Origin of the sequence: Nocardia sp. CA-145437 (assembly GCF_050956485.1) — a bacterium.
GTDB lineage: Bacteria > Actinomycetota > Actinomycetes > Mycobacteriales > Mycobacteriaceae > Nocardia.
In genome coordinates this window covers 1,976,813-1,990,879 of sequence record NZ_CP191204.1, presented here as the reverse complement: position 1 = coordinate 1,990,879, position 14,067 = coordinate 1,976,813, and the positions used below count along the sequence as shown (strand labels likewise).

Here is a 14,067-nt window from a genome sequence, read left to right as displayed (position 1 = left end):
TAGACCCGTCACGGGAAGAAATACGCGACGGTGGCGCTCCGGCCCGAAGGCCGCCGGGGGAACGAACACGAACTGCGAAAAATGCGCGCGCCAAGTCTACTCAGACGTGCAGCAGTGCCCGATAGGCGATCAGCGACAGTGAATGTCAGCGACCGCGAGGCAACCCACAGCGATCAACGCCAATTCATGGCGGACCTGGGGAACAACGCTCGACAGCACGGGGCGACTTTAGCAGAGGTGCACGTCAGGCCGCTAATCTCCGGCGGTTTGAAATCGTCTCGAGCACAACCCTGGTCGCACACGGCAGACTGTATCGAGACTGCGACTTTCCAACGGGGGACATTCCATGACGACAGCGCCCGCACGTATCCGCCGGGACTTCCCGGGCATCTCCACTCGCGCCTGGGAGCATCCCGCCGACCGCACCGCACTGGTCGGCCTGCGACAGCTGAGTGGCTTCGACACCCTGCTGCGCACCCTCTCGGGTCTGCTGCAGGAGCGGCAGCACCGGCTCATGTACCTGGCGACCGCGGTGCGCGTCGACGAGCGGCAGTTCACGAACCTCCACCAGCTGCGATCGGACGCGGTCAAGATCCTCGACGCGCAGCGCACCCCGGAGATGTTCGTGCTGCAGCAGCCCGAGGTCAATGCCTTCACCATCGGCATGGACCGGCCGTTCATCGTGCTGACCACCGGCCTGCTCGATCTGCTCGACCACGAGGAGCTGCGGTTCGTGGTCGGCCACGAGCTCGGGCACGCGCTGTCCGGGCACGCGGTCTACCGGACCATGCTCATGCACCTCATGCGAATCGCCGACGGCATCGGCTGGATGCCGGTGGGCGGCTGGGCGGTTCGCGCCATCGTGGCCGCGCTGATGGAGTGGAGCCGCAAGTCCGAGCTGTCCGGCGACCGGGCCGGACTGCTGGTCGGGCAGGACGTGGAGGCGTCGGTGCGAGTGCACATGAAGCTCGCGGGCGGCTCCCGGGTGGACGAGATGAGCCACGCGGCCTTCCTCACCCAGGCCGACGACTACGACCGCGCGGGCGACCTGCGCGACGGCGTGCTCAAACTGCTGAACCTGGAACTGGCCAGCCACCCGTTCTCGGTGCTGCGGGCCGCCGAGCTGCGGCGCTGGATCGCGAGCGGCGAGTACAACCGCGTCCTGGACGGGCAGTACCCGCGCCGGGAACAGGACAAGGACGCGCGCATCAGCGAGGAGATCAAGCACGCGGCGCGGTCGTACAAGGAGAGCTTCGACCAGTCGGAGGACCCGCTGATCCGCACCGTGCGCAATCTGGGCCGCGATGTCGGGGCCACGGTCACCACGGTGGGCCAGGAAGTCGGCGAGACGCTGTCGAAGCTGGGCAAGCGGCTGCGCGGCGAGGGCAGCGAGGACAAGGAATGAGAGAGGACAAGGAATGAGAAAAGGGTCCGGGGCATCGGCCCCGGACCCCTGCTTCTCGCTCGGCGATAACCCCTCGGGTTACTCGTCGCCCTCGACCACCGGCGGGGTCTCGAGGATGTCGAGGATCCACTCCTCGGTGGCGGATTCGGCATCCTCCTCGTCGGGGCGGATGCGGTTGCTCAGGCGCACGCCCAGACCCAGCAGCTGGGCGGCCCTGACCATCTCGAGGGCCTCTTCGGGACCGGCGTAGTGGGTGGCGATCAGACGGGGCTCGTCTTCGAAGTCCTCGTCGGACAGCACGAGTTCCAGACCTTCATCGGTAGTCGACATGGGTCAGCACAGTACGCCCAGAGTTCGCCGAAGCGGTACCGAAACTCGCTCAGCGAGTGAACAACCAGGCGACGACTACGAGAACAAGTAGTGCGATCAGGGCGAGCTGGACACGAGAGCGCGGCATGTCAGGCGGCTTCCTTCCGGATGCGGCGCGGCTGCGCGGTGGTCACGGTGGCCTCGCGGGCGGCGATCCGATCGCGGCCGAGCACGTGCAGCACCAGGCGCAGGATCCGGTCGAGGAGGTAGGCGATGCCCAGGCAGACCGGCACCATGGCCGCCAGCACCACCGCGAACTGGGGAACGAAGGGCAGCCCGGCCACCCACAGTTCCACGCCGTCCCACCATCCTGCGATCGCATGCACGACCCCAGCCTAGGCCGCGAACGTCGTGGTGGACGATTCGGGCTGTTCGGAACGATCATTGATGTCATGGAGTCGTACGACGAACCCGAGTCGCTCGAAGCCCCACGAGACCCGCTGGCCACGACGGACCCGTCTCCGTCCGACGCCTACCTGCCGTCGGCGGTGGGCGGGATGCACCACTCGGTGTTCCCGCCCATCGACGACTACGCCTTCCTGTCCGACTGCGAGACCAACTGCCTCATCGCCCGCAACGGCGCGGTGGAGTGGATGTGCGTGCCGCGCCCGGACTCCCCGAGCGTCTTCGGGGCCATGCTGGACCGCAGCGCCGGGCATTTCCGGATCGGCCCCTACGGCCGCAATGTGCCGGCCGCCCGCCGCTATCTGCCCGGCGGCCTGATCGTCGAGACCACCTGGCAGACCGAGACCGGCTGGCTCATCGTGCGCGACGCGCTGGTGCTGGGACCCTGGCACAACAATCGGTCCCGCAGCCGCAGCCACCGCCGCACCCCCATGGACTGGGACGCCGAGCACATGCTGCTGCGCACCGTGAAATGCGTGAACGGCGTGGTGGAGCTGGAGATGAGCTGCGAACCCGCCTTCGAGTACCACCGCGGCCCGGCCAATTGGGCCTACAGCGGCACGGTCTACGAGCAGGCGCAGGCCACCTGCGAGATCGAGGGCGCGCCCGCCCTCACCCTCACCACCGATCTGCGCCTGGGCCTGGAGGGCCGGGAGGCGCGCGCCCGCACCCGGATGAAGGAGGGCGACCAGGTCTACGTGGCGCTGTCCTGGTCGGATCTGCCGCCGCCGCAGAACTTCGCCGAGGCGGCGGACAAGATGTGGCAGACCACCGAATGCTGGCGGCAGTGGATCACATTGGGCCGCTTCCCCGATCACCCGTGGCGCGGCTACCTGCAGCGCAGCGCGCTGACCTTGAAGGGCCTCACCTACGCGCCCACCGGCGCGCTGCTCGCGGCGGCCACCACCTCGCTGCCGGAAACCCCGGGCGGCGAACGCAATTGGGACTACCGCTACACCTGGGTGCGCGACTCCACCTTCGCACTGTGGGGCCTCTACACCCTGGGCCTGGACCGCGAGGCCGACGACTTCTTCGCCTTCCTGCACGACGCCGCCACCGACGACAACGGGAAACCGGTATCGCTGCAGGTGCTCTACGGCATCGGCGGGGAACGCCGGATCACCGAATCCGAACTCCCGCACCTGTCCGGATACGACGGTGCGCGCCCGGTCCGCATCGGCAACGGCGCCTACAACCAGGAACAGCACGACATCTGGGGCACCATCCTGGATTCCGTGTACCTGCACGTGAAGTCACGCCAGCAGGTGCCGGAAACGTTGTGGCCCATGCTCGAACGGCAGGTGCAGGCCGCGATCGAGAGCTGGCGCGATCCGGACCGCGGCATCTGGGAGGTGCGCGGCGAACCGCAGCACTTCACCTCCTCCAAGGTGATGTGCTGGGTGGCGCTGGACCGCGGCGCGAAACTGGCCGAGCTGCACGGGGAGATGGACTACGCCAAGAAGTGGCACGACATCGCCGAGGAGATCCGCGCCGACATCCTCGACAACGGCGTCAACGCCCAGGGCGTGTTCACCCAGAGCTACGGCAGCGACACCCTCGACGCCTCCCTGCTGCTGGTGGTGCTGACCCGCTTCCTGCCGCCCGACGACCACCGGGTGCGCGCCACCGTGCTCGCCATCGCCGACGACCTCACCGAGAACGGACTGGTGCTGCGCTACCGCACCGAGACCACCGACGACGGGCTGTCCGGCGAGGAGGGCTCGTTCACCATCTGCTCGTTCTGGCTGGTGTCGGCGCTGGTGGAAATCGGTGAGCTGCAACGGGCCCGGCAGCTGTGCGAGCGGCTGCTCGGCTACGCCAGCCCGCTCAAGCTGTATGCCGAGGAGATCGACTCGCGCACCGGGCGGCACCTGGGGAACTTCCCGCAGGCGTTCACCCACCTGGCCCTGATCAACGCGGTCATGCACGTGATCCGGGCCGAGGAGTCCAAGCACACCGGTCAGTTCCATCCGGCGCACCCGGGACGCTGAGAAGACCACCGCGACAAGGAAATCGGCCGCTCTCGCGGCCGATTTCTCTCAGTACGAAGACCTTTCGCCGATCCCGTCGGCGGTCTCGCGAATATCGCGCAGCCGCACCAGCGATCGCTCGATCTCGGTGAGCCGCGCCTCCCGGCCCGCGCCGGACCCCACCGTGGCGGCTTCCTCGGCGGCGCGCAGCGAGGCGTCCACCGACCGCAGCGTCGAGGTGGCGATCTCGGTGAAATGGTCGCGCAGGCTGCGCTGCACCGCGCGCAGCCGGTAGCGGGACTCCTTGCTCACCTGGAAGATCACGTCGTCCATGAGCCGGGCGACCGCCACCTTGGCCTCGGCCTGGCGGCGGGCGCGGCGGGCCTTGCGGTCGTCCCACAGGGCATTGAGGCCCAGCAGGATGGCCGCGCCGCCGGAGTACCAGTTCACCAGCGACATGTGCAGCAGGCTGGTGATCAGACCGACCATGAGCAGGCCGCCGTAGGAGCCGCGCAGCGCGGTCAGCACCTGGGCGGTGATGCCGAGTTTGGCGCTGTCCAGCTTGTCCAGCGCCGCGACGGGTTCCAGCACCGCGCCGACATCGCCGGGATTGTCCAGCTTGAGATCCGGGGTGGGGATGCCGCTCTCGGGGAACTTGGCGGCCACCTGCTCTGCCAGCTCCACCGAGCGGTAGTGGGCGATGACGAAGTTCTCCTCCACCGCCTCGCAGATCTTGGCGTCGAGATCCGCGCCGAAGTCGTTCCAGCCCTTGACCGGATCGCCCTTCATGATGTCGGCGTCGGCGTCGCGGATCAGGCTGCGCAGCCGGTGCCGCAGATCGTGTTCGGTGTCGGCCATCAGCTCGCCCGCGCCGTCGGCCAGGGTGACCTGCCAGTTGGCGGTGCGCTGGCGGAGCTGCTCGGCCTCCTCGCGGGTGCGGCGCAGCTGCTCGGTGATCACGGTCAGGCGGCGCGGATCGCGCAGCGTCTCGGCCTCGCTGCGCAGCGCCAGCGACAGGTGGTCGGTGATGAGCCCGATATCGCGGACCGCGGCCTCCACCGCGACGGCGTCCGCGCGGCCCAGCACGTGGGCGCGCAGATGATCGAGCAGTTGCGGCACACCGGATTCCAGATCCAGGCGCTGGTCGCCGTTGGCGGTGGCGTGCGCGTGCAGCCGCGCCGAGGCGGGGGCGACCGCGAAGGCCAGCCCGGCGTCGTCGAGCAGCTGCCGGTCGTGCTGCTGCACCTGCGGCCACTGCGGATACTGGTCGATCTTGTTGAGCACGCAGACGACCGTCGGGCACACCTGCTGGACGCGCTGCAACTGCTCGATCTGCGCCGGGGTGAACGGGGCGCGCGCGTCCGCGACGTACAGCACCGCGTCGGCGGCCGCGATCAGCGACCAGGTGGCCGGGGAGTCCTCGGGCGAGCCGGGCGCGTCCAGCACCACGAAGCCCTCCGCCAGCAGCGGACTGGGCTGGGTGAACTCGGCCCGGATGACCTCGCCCGACCCCAGCTCCGCCAGCGCCGACTGCGGGTCGACGGCGGTGCGCTGGGCAGTGCCGCCCGCGCCCGCCTTCACCAGCGTGGCCGCGGCCTGCGGGCCGTACTCGGCGATCACCGGGACACTGGCTTGCCCGTCGGTGGCGCTCACCGCGGCCCCGACCAGGCTGTTCACCAATGTGCTCATCCCGGAACGGGATTCACCCACTACGACCAGCCGCACCCGCGGATCGGTCAGGCGAGCACGGGCAATGCCCAGCCGGCCGGTCAGATCGAGCCGGCCGGAGGCATGGGTCAGTTCGAGCAGCCGGTCGAGCAGCTCGACCAGCGGACCCAGCGCATCGGGATTCTTCACCGCTACCTGATGACCCGGTGCGCTCACAGCAGCAGCATGTGATCGCCCGGACCCTGCGCGGAAAGGTCCGCGTACCCGGCGTCGCCGAGGCCGGAGAACAGACCGGCGTCGTGCACCAGCAGGCCCGCATCGTGCACGGCCGGCACCGAATCGTGCACGCCGTACGACGCGTCCTGAACCGGCAGGACCGAATCATGCACCGGGAGAACGGCGGAGACCGGCTGCGCGTGCACGACCGGGGCGTACTGGTCCGCGATCGGCTTCACCTGGGTCGGCGGGTCGATGTGCGGCGCGGTGGTGATCGGCGACGGCATCGTCGGCGCGGGCGCGACGGTCGGCACCGGCGCGACCGAAACACTGGGCTGCCCACCGTGATCCGGGACCGACGGCTGGGTCGGCACGGTCGGCGCGGTCGGGCGCGGCGCGACGGTCACGGTCGGCTGATGCGGGGTCGGATCGTCGGGCACGGTGACCGTGGGCACGGTCGGACGGGTCCCGGTGTTGTCGTCGGACGGCGAGTGCGGCTTGGTGGGCAGGTCGGTGTCGCCGGTGTTCACCGGCGGGGTCACCGGCTTGATGGTCGACGGCGTGTCCAGGCCCTTGGTCAGGTCGTCCAAGCCCGGGATCTTGGTCGGGATCGGCGGCACGGTGAGCGTGGGGCCGTGATCGACCTTGGTCGGCGGGGTGGCGTGCGGCACGGTCGGGGCCGGGGTGGCCGCGGGGACCGGCTTGGTCGCCAGCGTGGTCGGCTGGTGTCCGGGCGCGGACGCGTCGCCATTGGCCAGCACCGGTGTGCGGCCGTGATCGAACAGGGCGGGCGCGACGGACGCGGGCGCCGTCAGCGGCGACGGACCGCCGTGCGTGGTCAGCAGATTCGCGATCGGCTGGTTGGCGGCGTCGGGCTGGATGGTGGTCTGCAACGGCGTCACCGCGACCGGCTGAACCGACACGGGCGCGACCGGCACGACCGACACGGGCGCGGCGGGCGAGGTGGCGACCGGCGGCACCGGGGCGGGCGCGGGCGGCATCGGCTGCGCGGCCGGGGTGGGCGCGATCGTGGTGAGCGCGATCGGGTTCGACGGCGCGGGGGCCACCGGCGCGGCGGGCGACAGGCCCGGCGCGGGAGCCGTCGCGGCGGGAGCGGCCGGGGACGCCAGCGGCGCACCGGAGGGCGCGACCGGCGACACCGAGCCCGGCGCACCGGCACCGGGGGCGGCGGACGACGGCTCGGAAACACCGTGTCCCGGAACGCCGTTCACGCCGGCGGCAGTGGTGGCGCCGGACTTGTCGGCGGGCTGCGCGGACTGCGGAGTGGACGTGCCCGGGGTGGCGGGCGTGCCGTTGCCGGGCAGGGTCGTGTTCGCCGGAATGTGCGAAATCCCCTGTCCCAGTTGCTGGTTGTAGGCGTCGAGCTGGTTGCCGACCGCGCCGACACCCAGGTCGGCCTCGAGGTTGGAGTGGAACCACACGCCGTCGAGGCCGATGTGGGCGTCGAAGGCCCAGTCGGTGCCCAGGAAGACGCCGGTGCCGCCCTGACCGGCACCCGCGCCGATACCGTCGAACGCGCCGGAGTGATCGGCCAGGCCGGGCTGGTGGTCGGGCACCAGCCCCGTCGCGCCCATGCCCGGCAGGTGCATGCCGTCGGAGCCGGGCAGCCCGAAACCGGGCAGGCCGGACGCGAAGCCGGGCAGGCCCGGCAGGTGCGGCTGCTCGAGCGAGGGCAGCTGCGAATTCTCCTGCGCCGGTTCCGATTCCGTCGGCTGGTCGCTGTCCATGGGCAGACCCCAGCCCGGGCGCGGCCCGTAGGTCGGGAAGCCGGACAGGGAGGCGCCGGTGTCGGTGTCGGGCAGACCCATGCCGTGGAAGCCGGCGTGCGAGGGCTCGTTGGCGGGGATGGCGTCGAGCGAGGGGAACAGTCCGGCGTCGGTGCCGTGGTATTCGCCGAGCGGCCCGAAGGCGCCATTGACGGGCGCGACCACGGGACCGTGGTGCTGCGGCAGCGAGTCGGGGGTCAGGTCCGGGAAGGTGACGGTCGGGCTGGGCACGTTCGGCTGCGGGTCCTCGGCCTGCGACCAGCCGACGTTCTTGCTGTCGTGGTTGATCGCGGGCGATCCGCCGCGGCTACCGCCGGCCGCGATGAGCGCGCCACCGGTCACATACGCACCGCCCCGAGCCACGCGCGCGACACCGTTGGCAATGCGGTAGGCGGCGTCACCGTCGTTCTCATCGGCGCCGGAAGCATCGTCGAAGGGCAGATCACGTGTCATGCTGGCTCCGCTCTCAGGGCTCCGGCGGCACCGTACGCGGGCCACCGGACCAAACTCGTTTCACACCCTATTTCCGGAGAACCGGTCTGTCACATCCACCAGGTAGGAGATGGTGCGCTCAACGGTGTGCCACACAGCTTGTCACCCTGCGAATCCGGACGGAAGCCCCATTTTGGACCTGCATACCGAACCTTGCGCTTTGACCGGCCGACCGGAAGTTACCCCACCCTATCCCCCCGGCCGCGGCACCCGAGAACAGCGCGCCGCCCCCAATTACTCTGCCCCACTCCCTGAGGGGCGCCGGACACGGGATCCAACTCCAACGCGCCCCCTCTAGTACTGTGCCCCGCTCCCTGAGGGGCACCGGACACGGGATCCAACTCCAACGCGCCCCCTCTAGTACTGTGCCCCGCTCCCAACAGGGAGCGGGGCACGGGAGCCCGGAGAGTCGGCTACTTCTTCTTGTCCGAGGCCGAGTCGGTCGACAGCGCCGCCACGAAGGCCTCCTGCGGCACGTCCACGCGACCGATGGTCTTCATGCGCTTCTTGCCTTCCTTCTGCTTCTCGAGCAGCTTGCGCTTACGGCTGATGTCACCGCCGTAGCACTTGGCGAGCACGTCCTTGCGGATCGCCCGGATGTTCTCGCGCGCAATGATCTTGGAGCCGATGGCCGCCTGGATCGGCACCTCGAACTGCTGCCGCGGGATGAGCTCGCGCAGCTTGGTGGTCATCTTGTGCCCGTAGGCCTGCGCGGCGTCGCGGTGCACGATGGCGGAGAAGGCGTCGACCGCCTCGCCCTGCAGCAGGATGTCCACCTTGACCAGGTCGGCCTGCTGTTCACCGGCCTCCTCGTAGTCGAGCGAGGCGTAGCCGCGGGTGCGGGACTTCAGCGAGTCGAAGAAGTCGAAGATGATCTCCGCCATGGGCAGCGTGTAGCGCATCTCCACGCGGGTCTCGGACAGGTAGTCCATGCCCAGCAGCTCGCCGCGGCGGGCCTGGCACAGCTCCATGATGGTGCCGACGAACTCGCTCGGGGCGATCACCGTGCACTTGGTGATCGGCTCGTGGGTTTCGCGCACCTTGCCCTCGGGCCAGAACGACGGGTTGGTGACGATGTGCTCGGTGCCGTCCTCCATGACCACGCGGTAGATCACGTTGGGCGCGGTGGAGATCAGGTCGAGGCCGAACTCGCGTTCCAGGCGCTCGCGGGTGATCTCCATGTGCAGCAGGCCCAGGAAGCCGCAGCGGAAGCCGAAGCCCAGGGCCACCGAGGTCTCCGGCACATAGGTCAGCGCGGCGTCGTTGAGCTGCAGCTTGTCCAGGGCGTCGCGCAGATCCGGGTAGTCGGAGCCGTCGACCGGGTAGAGGCCGGAGTAGACCATCGGCCGCGGTTCCTGGTAGCCGGCCAGCGCCTGGGTCGCGCCGTCGCGAGCGGTGGTGACGGTGTCACCGACCTTCGACTGGCGGACGTCCTTCACACCGGTGATGAGGTAACCCACCTCGCCGACGCCCAGGCCCTGGGTGGGCTTGGGTTCCGGGGACACGATGCCGATCTCGAGCAGTTCGTGCTGCGCGCCGGTGGACATCATCTTGATCTTCTGGCGCGGGGTCAGCTTGCCGTCGATCACACGCACGTAGGTGACGACGCCGCGATAGGTGTCGTACACGGAGTCGAAGATGAGCGCGCGCGGCGGCGCCTCCGAGTCGCCCACCGGGGCGGGGATCTCCGCGATCACCTTGTTCAGCAGCTCGGGCACGCCGACGCCGGTCTTGCCGGAGACCCGCAGCACGTCCTCGGGCTCACAGCCCACGATGTGCGCGATCTCGGCGGCGTAGCGGTCGGGGTCCGCGGCCGGGAGGTCGATCTTGTTGAGCACCGGGATGATCGTGAGATCACGTTCCATGGCCAGGTACAGGTTGGCCAGGGTCTGCGCCTCGATGCCCTGCGCGGCGTCGACCAGCAGCACCGCGCCCTCACAGGCCTCGAGCGCCCGCGACACCTCGTAGGTGAAGTCGACGTGTCCGGGGGTGTCGATCAGGTGCAGGACGTAGTCCTCCCCGTCGACGTTCCACGGCAGCCGCACGTTCTGGGCCTTGATGGTGATGCCGCGTTCCCGCTCGATATCCATGCGGTCCAGGTACTGGGCGCGCATGGCGCGTTCCTCGACCACACCGGTGAGTTGCAGCATCCGGTCGGCCAGGGTCGATTTCCCGTGGTCGATGTGCGCGATGATGCAGAAGTTCCTGATCCGGCTGGGATCGGTGAACGTCTTGTCGGCGAAGCTGCTAATCGGAGTCACTCCTCGGCATGGCGAAACAGCGGCATGTCAACCGGCAAGTCTACGGGGTTGGGCCCGATGTCCTCGCCCCGGTCTTCCCCGGGCGTGAACGACCCGTCGCCGCAGGCGAATCCACTGCGGATGAGAATCGGGGTCTCCGCCGTTAGGCTGCGGTGTCATGGCCGGCAGGTGGAACGCTCTGGGGAAGCAGTTGGGGATCGTGGCTAAGGAGCAGGGGACCCAGCTCGTCACGCAGCAGGCGCCGAAGTTGATCGGCAAGGTGCGGCAGTCGACGGTGTGGGATCGCGCGCTGAAGGCGGTGGGGACGCCGCGCAAGGGTCCGGGGGTGAACGTGCGGCCGACCTCCTCGGCGGGGGTGCCGTCGCACGAGCGCGCGCGGATGATCGTCTACAGCCCGCAGCTGGACGGGCGCGCCGACCCGGGTGAGATCGTGTGGACCTGGGTGCCCTACGAGGAGGACCCGGACAATGGCAAGGACCGGCCGGTGCTGGTGGTGGGCCGCGACGGCGGGACGCTGCTCGGGCTGATGCTGTCCTCCAACGCCGATCATGCGCGCCACGACAACTGGGTCGGCATCGGCAACGGGCCATGGGATCACGAGGGCCGTGACAGCTGGGTGCGGTTGGACCGCGTGCTGGACGTGCCCGAGATGGGTATTCGCCGCGAGGGCGCGATCGTGCCGCGCAAGACCTTCGACAAGGTCGCGCACCGGCTGTGCGCCGAATACCACTGGCACTAGGGCTTTCCCGAACAAACGACCGGCCCCCGCTCCGGGACGGAGCGGGGGCCGGATCGAGTCCGATGCTCAGCTGATCATGTTGCGCGAGCGGCCGAACATCAGGCTGTACACCAGCGCGCCCAGCACGCCGCCGATCAGCGGGAACACGATGAACACCCACAGCTGCGCGGGCGCGCCGTCCTGGTAGAAGGCCACCGCCAGGCTGCGGGCCGGGTTCACCGAGGTGTTGTCCACCGGAATCGAGATCAGGTGGATGACAGCCAGGGTGAAGCCGATCGACAGACCCGCCAGCGGCACGTCCGACAGCTGGTCGGTGGAGGCCAGCACCACGAACACCAGCAGCGCGGTCAGGATCACCTCGACGGTGATGGCGGCCGCCAGGCCGTAGCCGTTGACGGTGATCTCGCCGAGCGTCAGCTTGGACGGGCTGTGCGCGCCCCAGCCGTTCGCTCCCAGACCGTCTTTCGCGCGGTCGTAGGACGGCAGGTTCTTGGCGATGGCGTAGATGACCGCGCCACCGATCAGACCGCCGACGATCTGCGCGACCCAATAGCCCGCCGCGACCACGATGTTCACCCGGCCCAGCAGCAGCTGGCCCACGGTCACCGCCGGGTTCACGTGGCAGCCCGAGATCGGGCCGATCGCGTACACCAGGAACAACAGGGTCAGGCCGAAGGCCAGTGCCACACCGAGCGCGCCGACCCGGCTCCCGGCCAGCACCGCGGTGCCGACGCCGCCCAGGACCAGCACGAACGTGCCGAGCGCCTCAGCGAACAGCTTGCGCCCCAGGGTGGGTGGTTGTAGGTCGGTGAGATCCTCGGCGACTTCCTGAGCTGTGGGAGACATCGGCTACCTTCCGCTTGCATGGACAACGCACCGGTGTAGAGCGAGCGGCGCGAGCCGGAACCCTCAGGCCAGGCGGGTTATTTCCACCACCACGTCGAGATCGGTCGAGCCGCTTCCGCTGAAGATACCTTTCAAGGGGGGCACATCCGCGTAATCACGACCGACACCGACCGAGACGTGTTGCTCGGTGACCGCGATGTTGTTGGTCGGGTCGTAGCCCCACCACTGCCCGGTCCATGCCTCCACCCAGGCATGCATCTGGCCCGCCACGGTGTGGCCCACCTCGGCCGCCGGGTCGGGGTGCAGATAGCCGGAGACGTACCGGCTGGGAATCCCCATGCCGCGCAACAGCAGCAGCGTGAGGTGCGCGTAATCCTGGCACACGCCTTGCCGTTCGGCGTACGCCTGCACCGCGGAGGTGCGCACCGAGGTGGTCCCGGCCAGGTAGTTCATCTCCCGGTGCACCCATTCGGCAGCGCGGACAACCGCTTTGGCGGGCGGCACGCCGCGGGCCAGCTGCCGCGACACCGAGGCCAGCCGCCGCGCCCGGGGCACGAACTCGGTGGGTTCCAGCAGTTCGTCGAAGCGGTCGCCGATGGCGTCGTCGCGCAGCTCCTCCCAGGACAGCTCCTCGGGCGGGCCCGCGAACGGCTCGGTCTCGACCACCGACGCGCTGGTCACCTCCAGTTCGGTGTGCGGGGCGTGCAGGTCGAAGGCGGTGACGGCGGTCCCCCAGTAGTCGGTGTACCGGTAGGACCGGGTGGACGGCACGGTGTCGACGCGATTGAGGATCACGTTCTGCCGGCTGTCGGCGCGCGGCGTGAGCCGGGCCTCGTTGAACGACCGGGTGACCGGCGCGTCGTACACGTATCCGGTGGTGTGCACCACCCGCATGCGCCAGCTCATGCTGTTTCCTCGTTCACGCCGGCTCCTCCATCCGCTCGGCCCCACGTCCGTGCAGGCCGGTCCACGCCACCCAGGACTCGGCGTGGAAGTACTGCAGCGCCACGGCCTCCCCCACCTCGCGGCAGGTCTGCTGCAACCACAGCAGCCGGCTGGGCAGGTCCTCCAGCAGTACCGTCGAGGGCAGGAACTCCAGCTCGCTGCGCGCCCGCCCGAGCAGGCGGTGCGCCTCGTGGCGGGCCGCGAACCGGCTGTTGGGCCGTTGATCCAGTTCCTGCAGGCAGGCCTCGGCCACCCGTAGCGAATGGAACACCGACCGCGGGAACAGGCGGTCCAGCAGGATGAATTCCGCGATCTGATTGGCGTCGAGCACGCCGCGGTGGGTGCGCAGGTACGGGTCGTGGGCCCCGGCCGAACGCAGCACCGTCACCCACGCCGGGGACGAGGTGCGGTCCCCGGCGCGCGAATGCAGCAGGCGCACGGTCATATCGACGCGTTCGATGGATCGGCCCAGCAGCAGGAAACGGTAGCCGTCGTCGCGGCTCAGGGTGGAATCGGAGAGTCCGACGAACATGGCCGCGCGGTCGGTGATGTAGTGGCAGAACTCGTGCGGCCCCAGCGCCCGCGCCGCCCGTTCAGCCGCGGCCAGGCCGTTGAAGGTGGCATTGAGGCATTCCCACATTTCGGTGGAGGTGACTTCCCGTGCGCCGCGGGCATTCTCGCGCGCCCGGCTGATGGAATCGACGATCGAGCCGCCGTCGCGGCCGAAAGCCACCAACTCGGTCACCGACCAGACATCCAATTCCTGTTCCGCGTCGGGCGGTCCGATGCCCAATACCCGCAGCAGGACTCGAGAAGTCCGATCCGGATCGACGGTGGCTTCCTCCAAAAGCTGATGAACCGCGACGTCCAGAATGCGCGCCGTATATTCGGCACGCTCGACATAACGCCCGATCCAAAACAAGGATTCGGCATTGCGCGCCAACATGATTCTCTGCCTATCTGC

Annotated in this window: 12 protein-coding genes; 3 read left to right on the top strand and 9 right to left on the bottom strand. The window is 69.3% G+C overall.

All coding sequences use genetic code 11. The features are described from left to right. Positions 1–129 precede the first annotated feature (129 nt). Positions 130–219 carry an Ms4533A family Cys-rich leader peptide gene (locus tag ACQPYY_RS08725; protein ID WP_357096386.1) on the bottom strand — a complete coding sequence of 30 codons (90 nt, stop codon included), beginning with the start codon at positions 217–219 and terminating at the stop codon, positions 130–132. A gap of 127 nt (positions 220–346) precedes the next feature. On the opposite strand from ACQPYY_RS08725, the gene ACQPYY_RS08720 reads away from it, so the two are divergent. Then, positions 347–1,405, top strand: coding sequence for a M48 family metallopeptidase (locus ACQPYY_RS08720; protein ID WP_433593362.1), 1,059 nt, complete (start codon positions 347–349; stop codon positions 1,403–1,405). A 78-nt stretch (positions 1,406–1,483) separates the two neighbouring features. Here ACQPYY_RS08720 and ACQPYY_RS08715 read toward each other — a convergent pair whose 3' ends face one another. Next, entirely contained in the window at positions 1,484–1,735 is a 252-nt protein-coding gene (locus ACQPYY_RS08715; protein WP_379101424.1) for a hypothetical protein, read from the bottom strand. Between the two features lie 128 nt (positions 1,736–1,863). Beyond that, positions 1,864–2,100 (bottom strand): hypothetical protein, encoded by a 237-nt coding sequence (locus tag ACQPYY_RS08710; RefSeq protein ID WP_357089983.1) that lies wholly within the window; start codon positions 2,098–2,100, stop codon positions 1,864–1,866. 66 nt (positions 2,101–2,166) lie between these two features. Here ACQPYY_RS08710 and ACQPYY_RS08705 point away from each other — a divergent pair, with 66 nt between their 5' ends. Next, positions 2,167–4,170, top strand: coding sequence for a glycoside hydrolase family 15 protein (locus tag ACQPYY_RS08705; protein WP_379101421.1), 2,004 nt, complete (start codon positions 2,167–2,169; stop codon positions 4,168–4,170). Positions 4,171–4,218: 48 nt separating this feature from the next. Here ACQPYY_RS08705 and ACQPYY_RS08700 read toward each other — a convergent pair whose 3' ends face one another. From ACQPYY_RS08700 to lepA, 3 genes are all read right to left on the bottom strand, one after another. Beyond that, the gene (locus ACQPYY_RS08700) at positions 4,219–6,033 is read right to left on the bottom strand and encodes a hypothetical protein (protein WP_379101419.1); all 1,815 of its coding nucleotides are present in this window, start codon (positions 6,031–6,033) and stop codon (positions 4,219–4,221) included. Next, positions 6,030–8,273: a hypothetical protein gene (locus ACQPYY_RS08695; RefSeq protein WP_433593361.1), complete on the bottom strand. Its 2,244-nt coding sequence runs from the start codon at positions 8,271–8,273 to the stop codon at positions 6,030–6,032. Before ACQPYY_RS08695 ends, ACQPYY_RS08700 begins: the two co-directional genes overlap by 4 nt. 452 nt (positions 8,274–8,725) lie before the next feature. Next, positions 8,726–10,573, bottom strand: coding sequence for a translation elongation factor 4 (gene lepA, locus ACQPYY_RS08690; RefSeq protein ID WP_379101415.1), 1,848 nt, complete (start codon positions 10,571–10,573; stop codon positions 8,726–8,728). 157 nt (positions 10,574–10,730) lie between these two features. Here lepA and ACQPYY_RS08685 point away from each other — a divergent pair, with 157 nt between their 5' ends. Beyond that, on the top strand, positions 10,731–11,312 hold the full coding sequence (locus ACQPYY_RS08685; protein ID WP_379101413.1) for a type II toxin-antitoxin system PemK/MazF family toxin: 582 nt from the start codon (positions 10,731–10,733) through the stop codon (positions 11,310–11,312). Positions 11,313–11,378: 66 nt separating this feature from the next. Here the strand turns inward: ACQPYY_RS08685 and ACQPYY_RS08680 are convergent, their stop codons facing one another. From ACQPYY_RS08680 to ACQPYY_RS08670, 3 genes are all read right to left on the bottom strand, one after another. Further along, positions 11,379–12,158, bottom strand: a complete 780-nt coding sequence (locus ACQPYY_RS08680) for an aquaporin (RefSeq protein ID WP_357279557.1) — start codon at positions 12,156–12,158, stop codon at positions 11,379–11,381. A gap of 63 nt (positions 12,159–12,221) precedes the next feature. Next, positions 12,222–13,064 carry a transglutaminase family protein gene (locus ACQPYY_RS08675; RefSeq protein ID WP_433593360.1) on the bottom strand — a complete coding sequence of 281 codons (843 nt, stop codon included), beginning with the start codon at positions 13,062–13,064 and terminating at the stop codon, positions 12,222–12,224. Positions 13,065–13,077: 13 nt separating this feature from the next. Further along, a complete protein-coding gene (locus ACQPYY_RS08670) occupies positions 13,078–14,049 on the bottom strand; it encodes an alpha-E domain-containing protein (RefSeq protein WP_433593359.1) in 972 nt (323 codons plus the stop codon). Between the last annotated feature and the right edge of the window lie 18 nt (positions 14,050–14,067).

Excerpts from the sequence above, each read along its gene's own strand:
- ACQPYY_RS08720 (WP_433593362.1), top strand. The coding sequence starts at position 347 with ATGACGACAGCGCCCGCACGTATCCGCCGGGACTTCCCGGGCATCTCC.
- ACQPYY_RS08715 (WP_379101424.1), bottom strand. The coding sequence starts at position 1,735 with ATGTCGACTACCGATGAAGGTCTGGAACTCGTGCTGTCCGACGAGGAC.
- ACQPYY_RS08705 (WP_379101421.1), top strand. The coding sequence starts at position 2,167 with ATGGAGTCGTACGACGAACCCGAGTCGCTCGAAGCCCCACGAGACCCG.
- ACQPYY_RS08695 (WP_433593361.1), bottom strand. The coding sequence starts at position 8,273 with ATGACACGTGATCTGCCCTTCGACGATGCTTCCGGCGCCGATGAGAAC.
- ACQPYY_RS08685 (WP_379101413.1), top strand. The coding sequence starts at position 10,731 with ATGGCCGGCAGGTGGAACGCTCTGGGGAAGCAGTTGGGGATCGTGGCT.
- ACQPYY_RS08680 (WP_357279557.1), bottom strand. The coding sequence starts at position 12,158 with ATGTCTCCCACAGCTCAGGAAGTCGCCGAGGATCTCACCGACCTACAA.
- ACQPYY_RS08675 (WP_433593360.1), bottom strand. The coding sequence starts at position 13,064 with ATGAGCTGGCGCATGCGGGTGGTGCACACCACCGGATACGTGTACGAC.
- ACQPYY_RS08670 (WP_433593359.1), bottom strand. The coding sequence starts at position 14,049 with ATGTTGGCGCGCAATGCCGAATCCTTGTTTTGGATCGGGCGTTATGTC.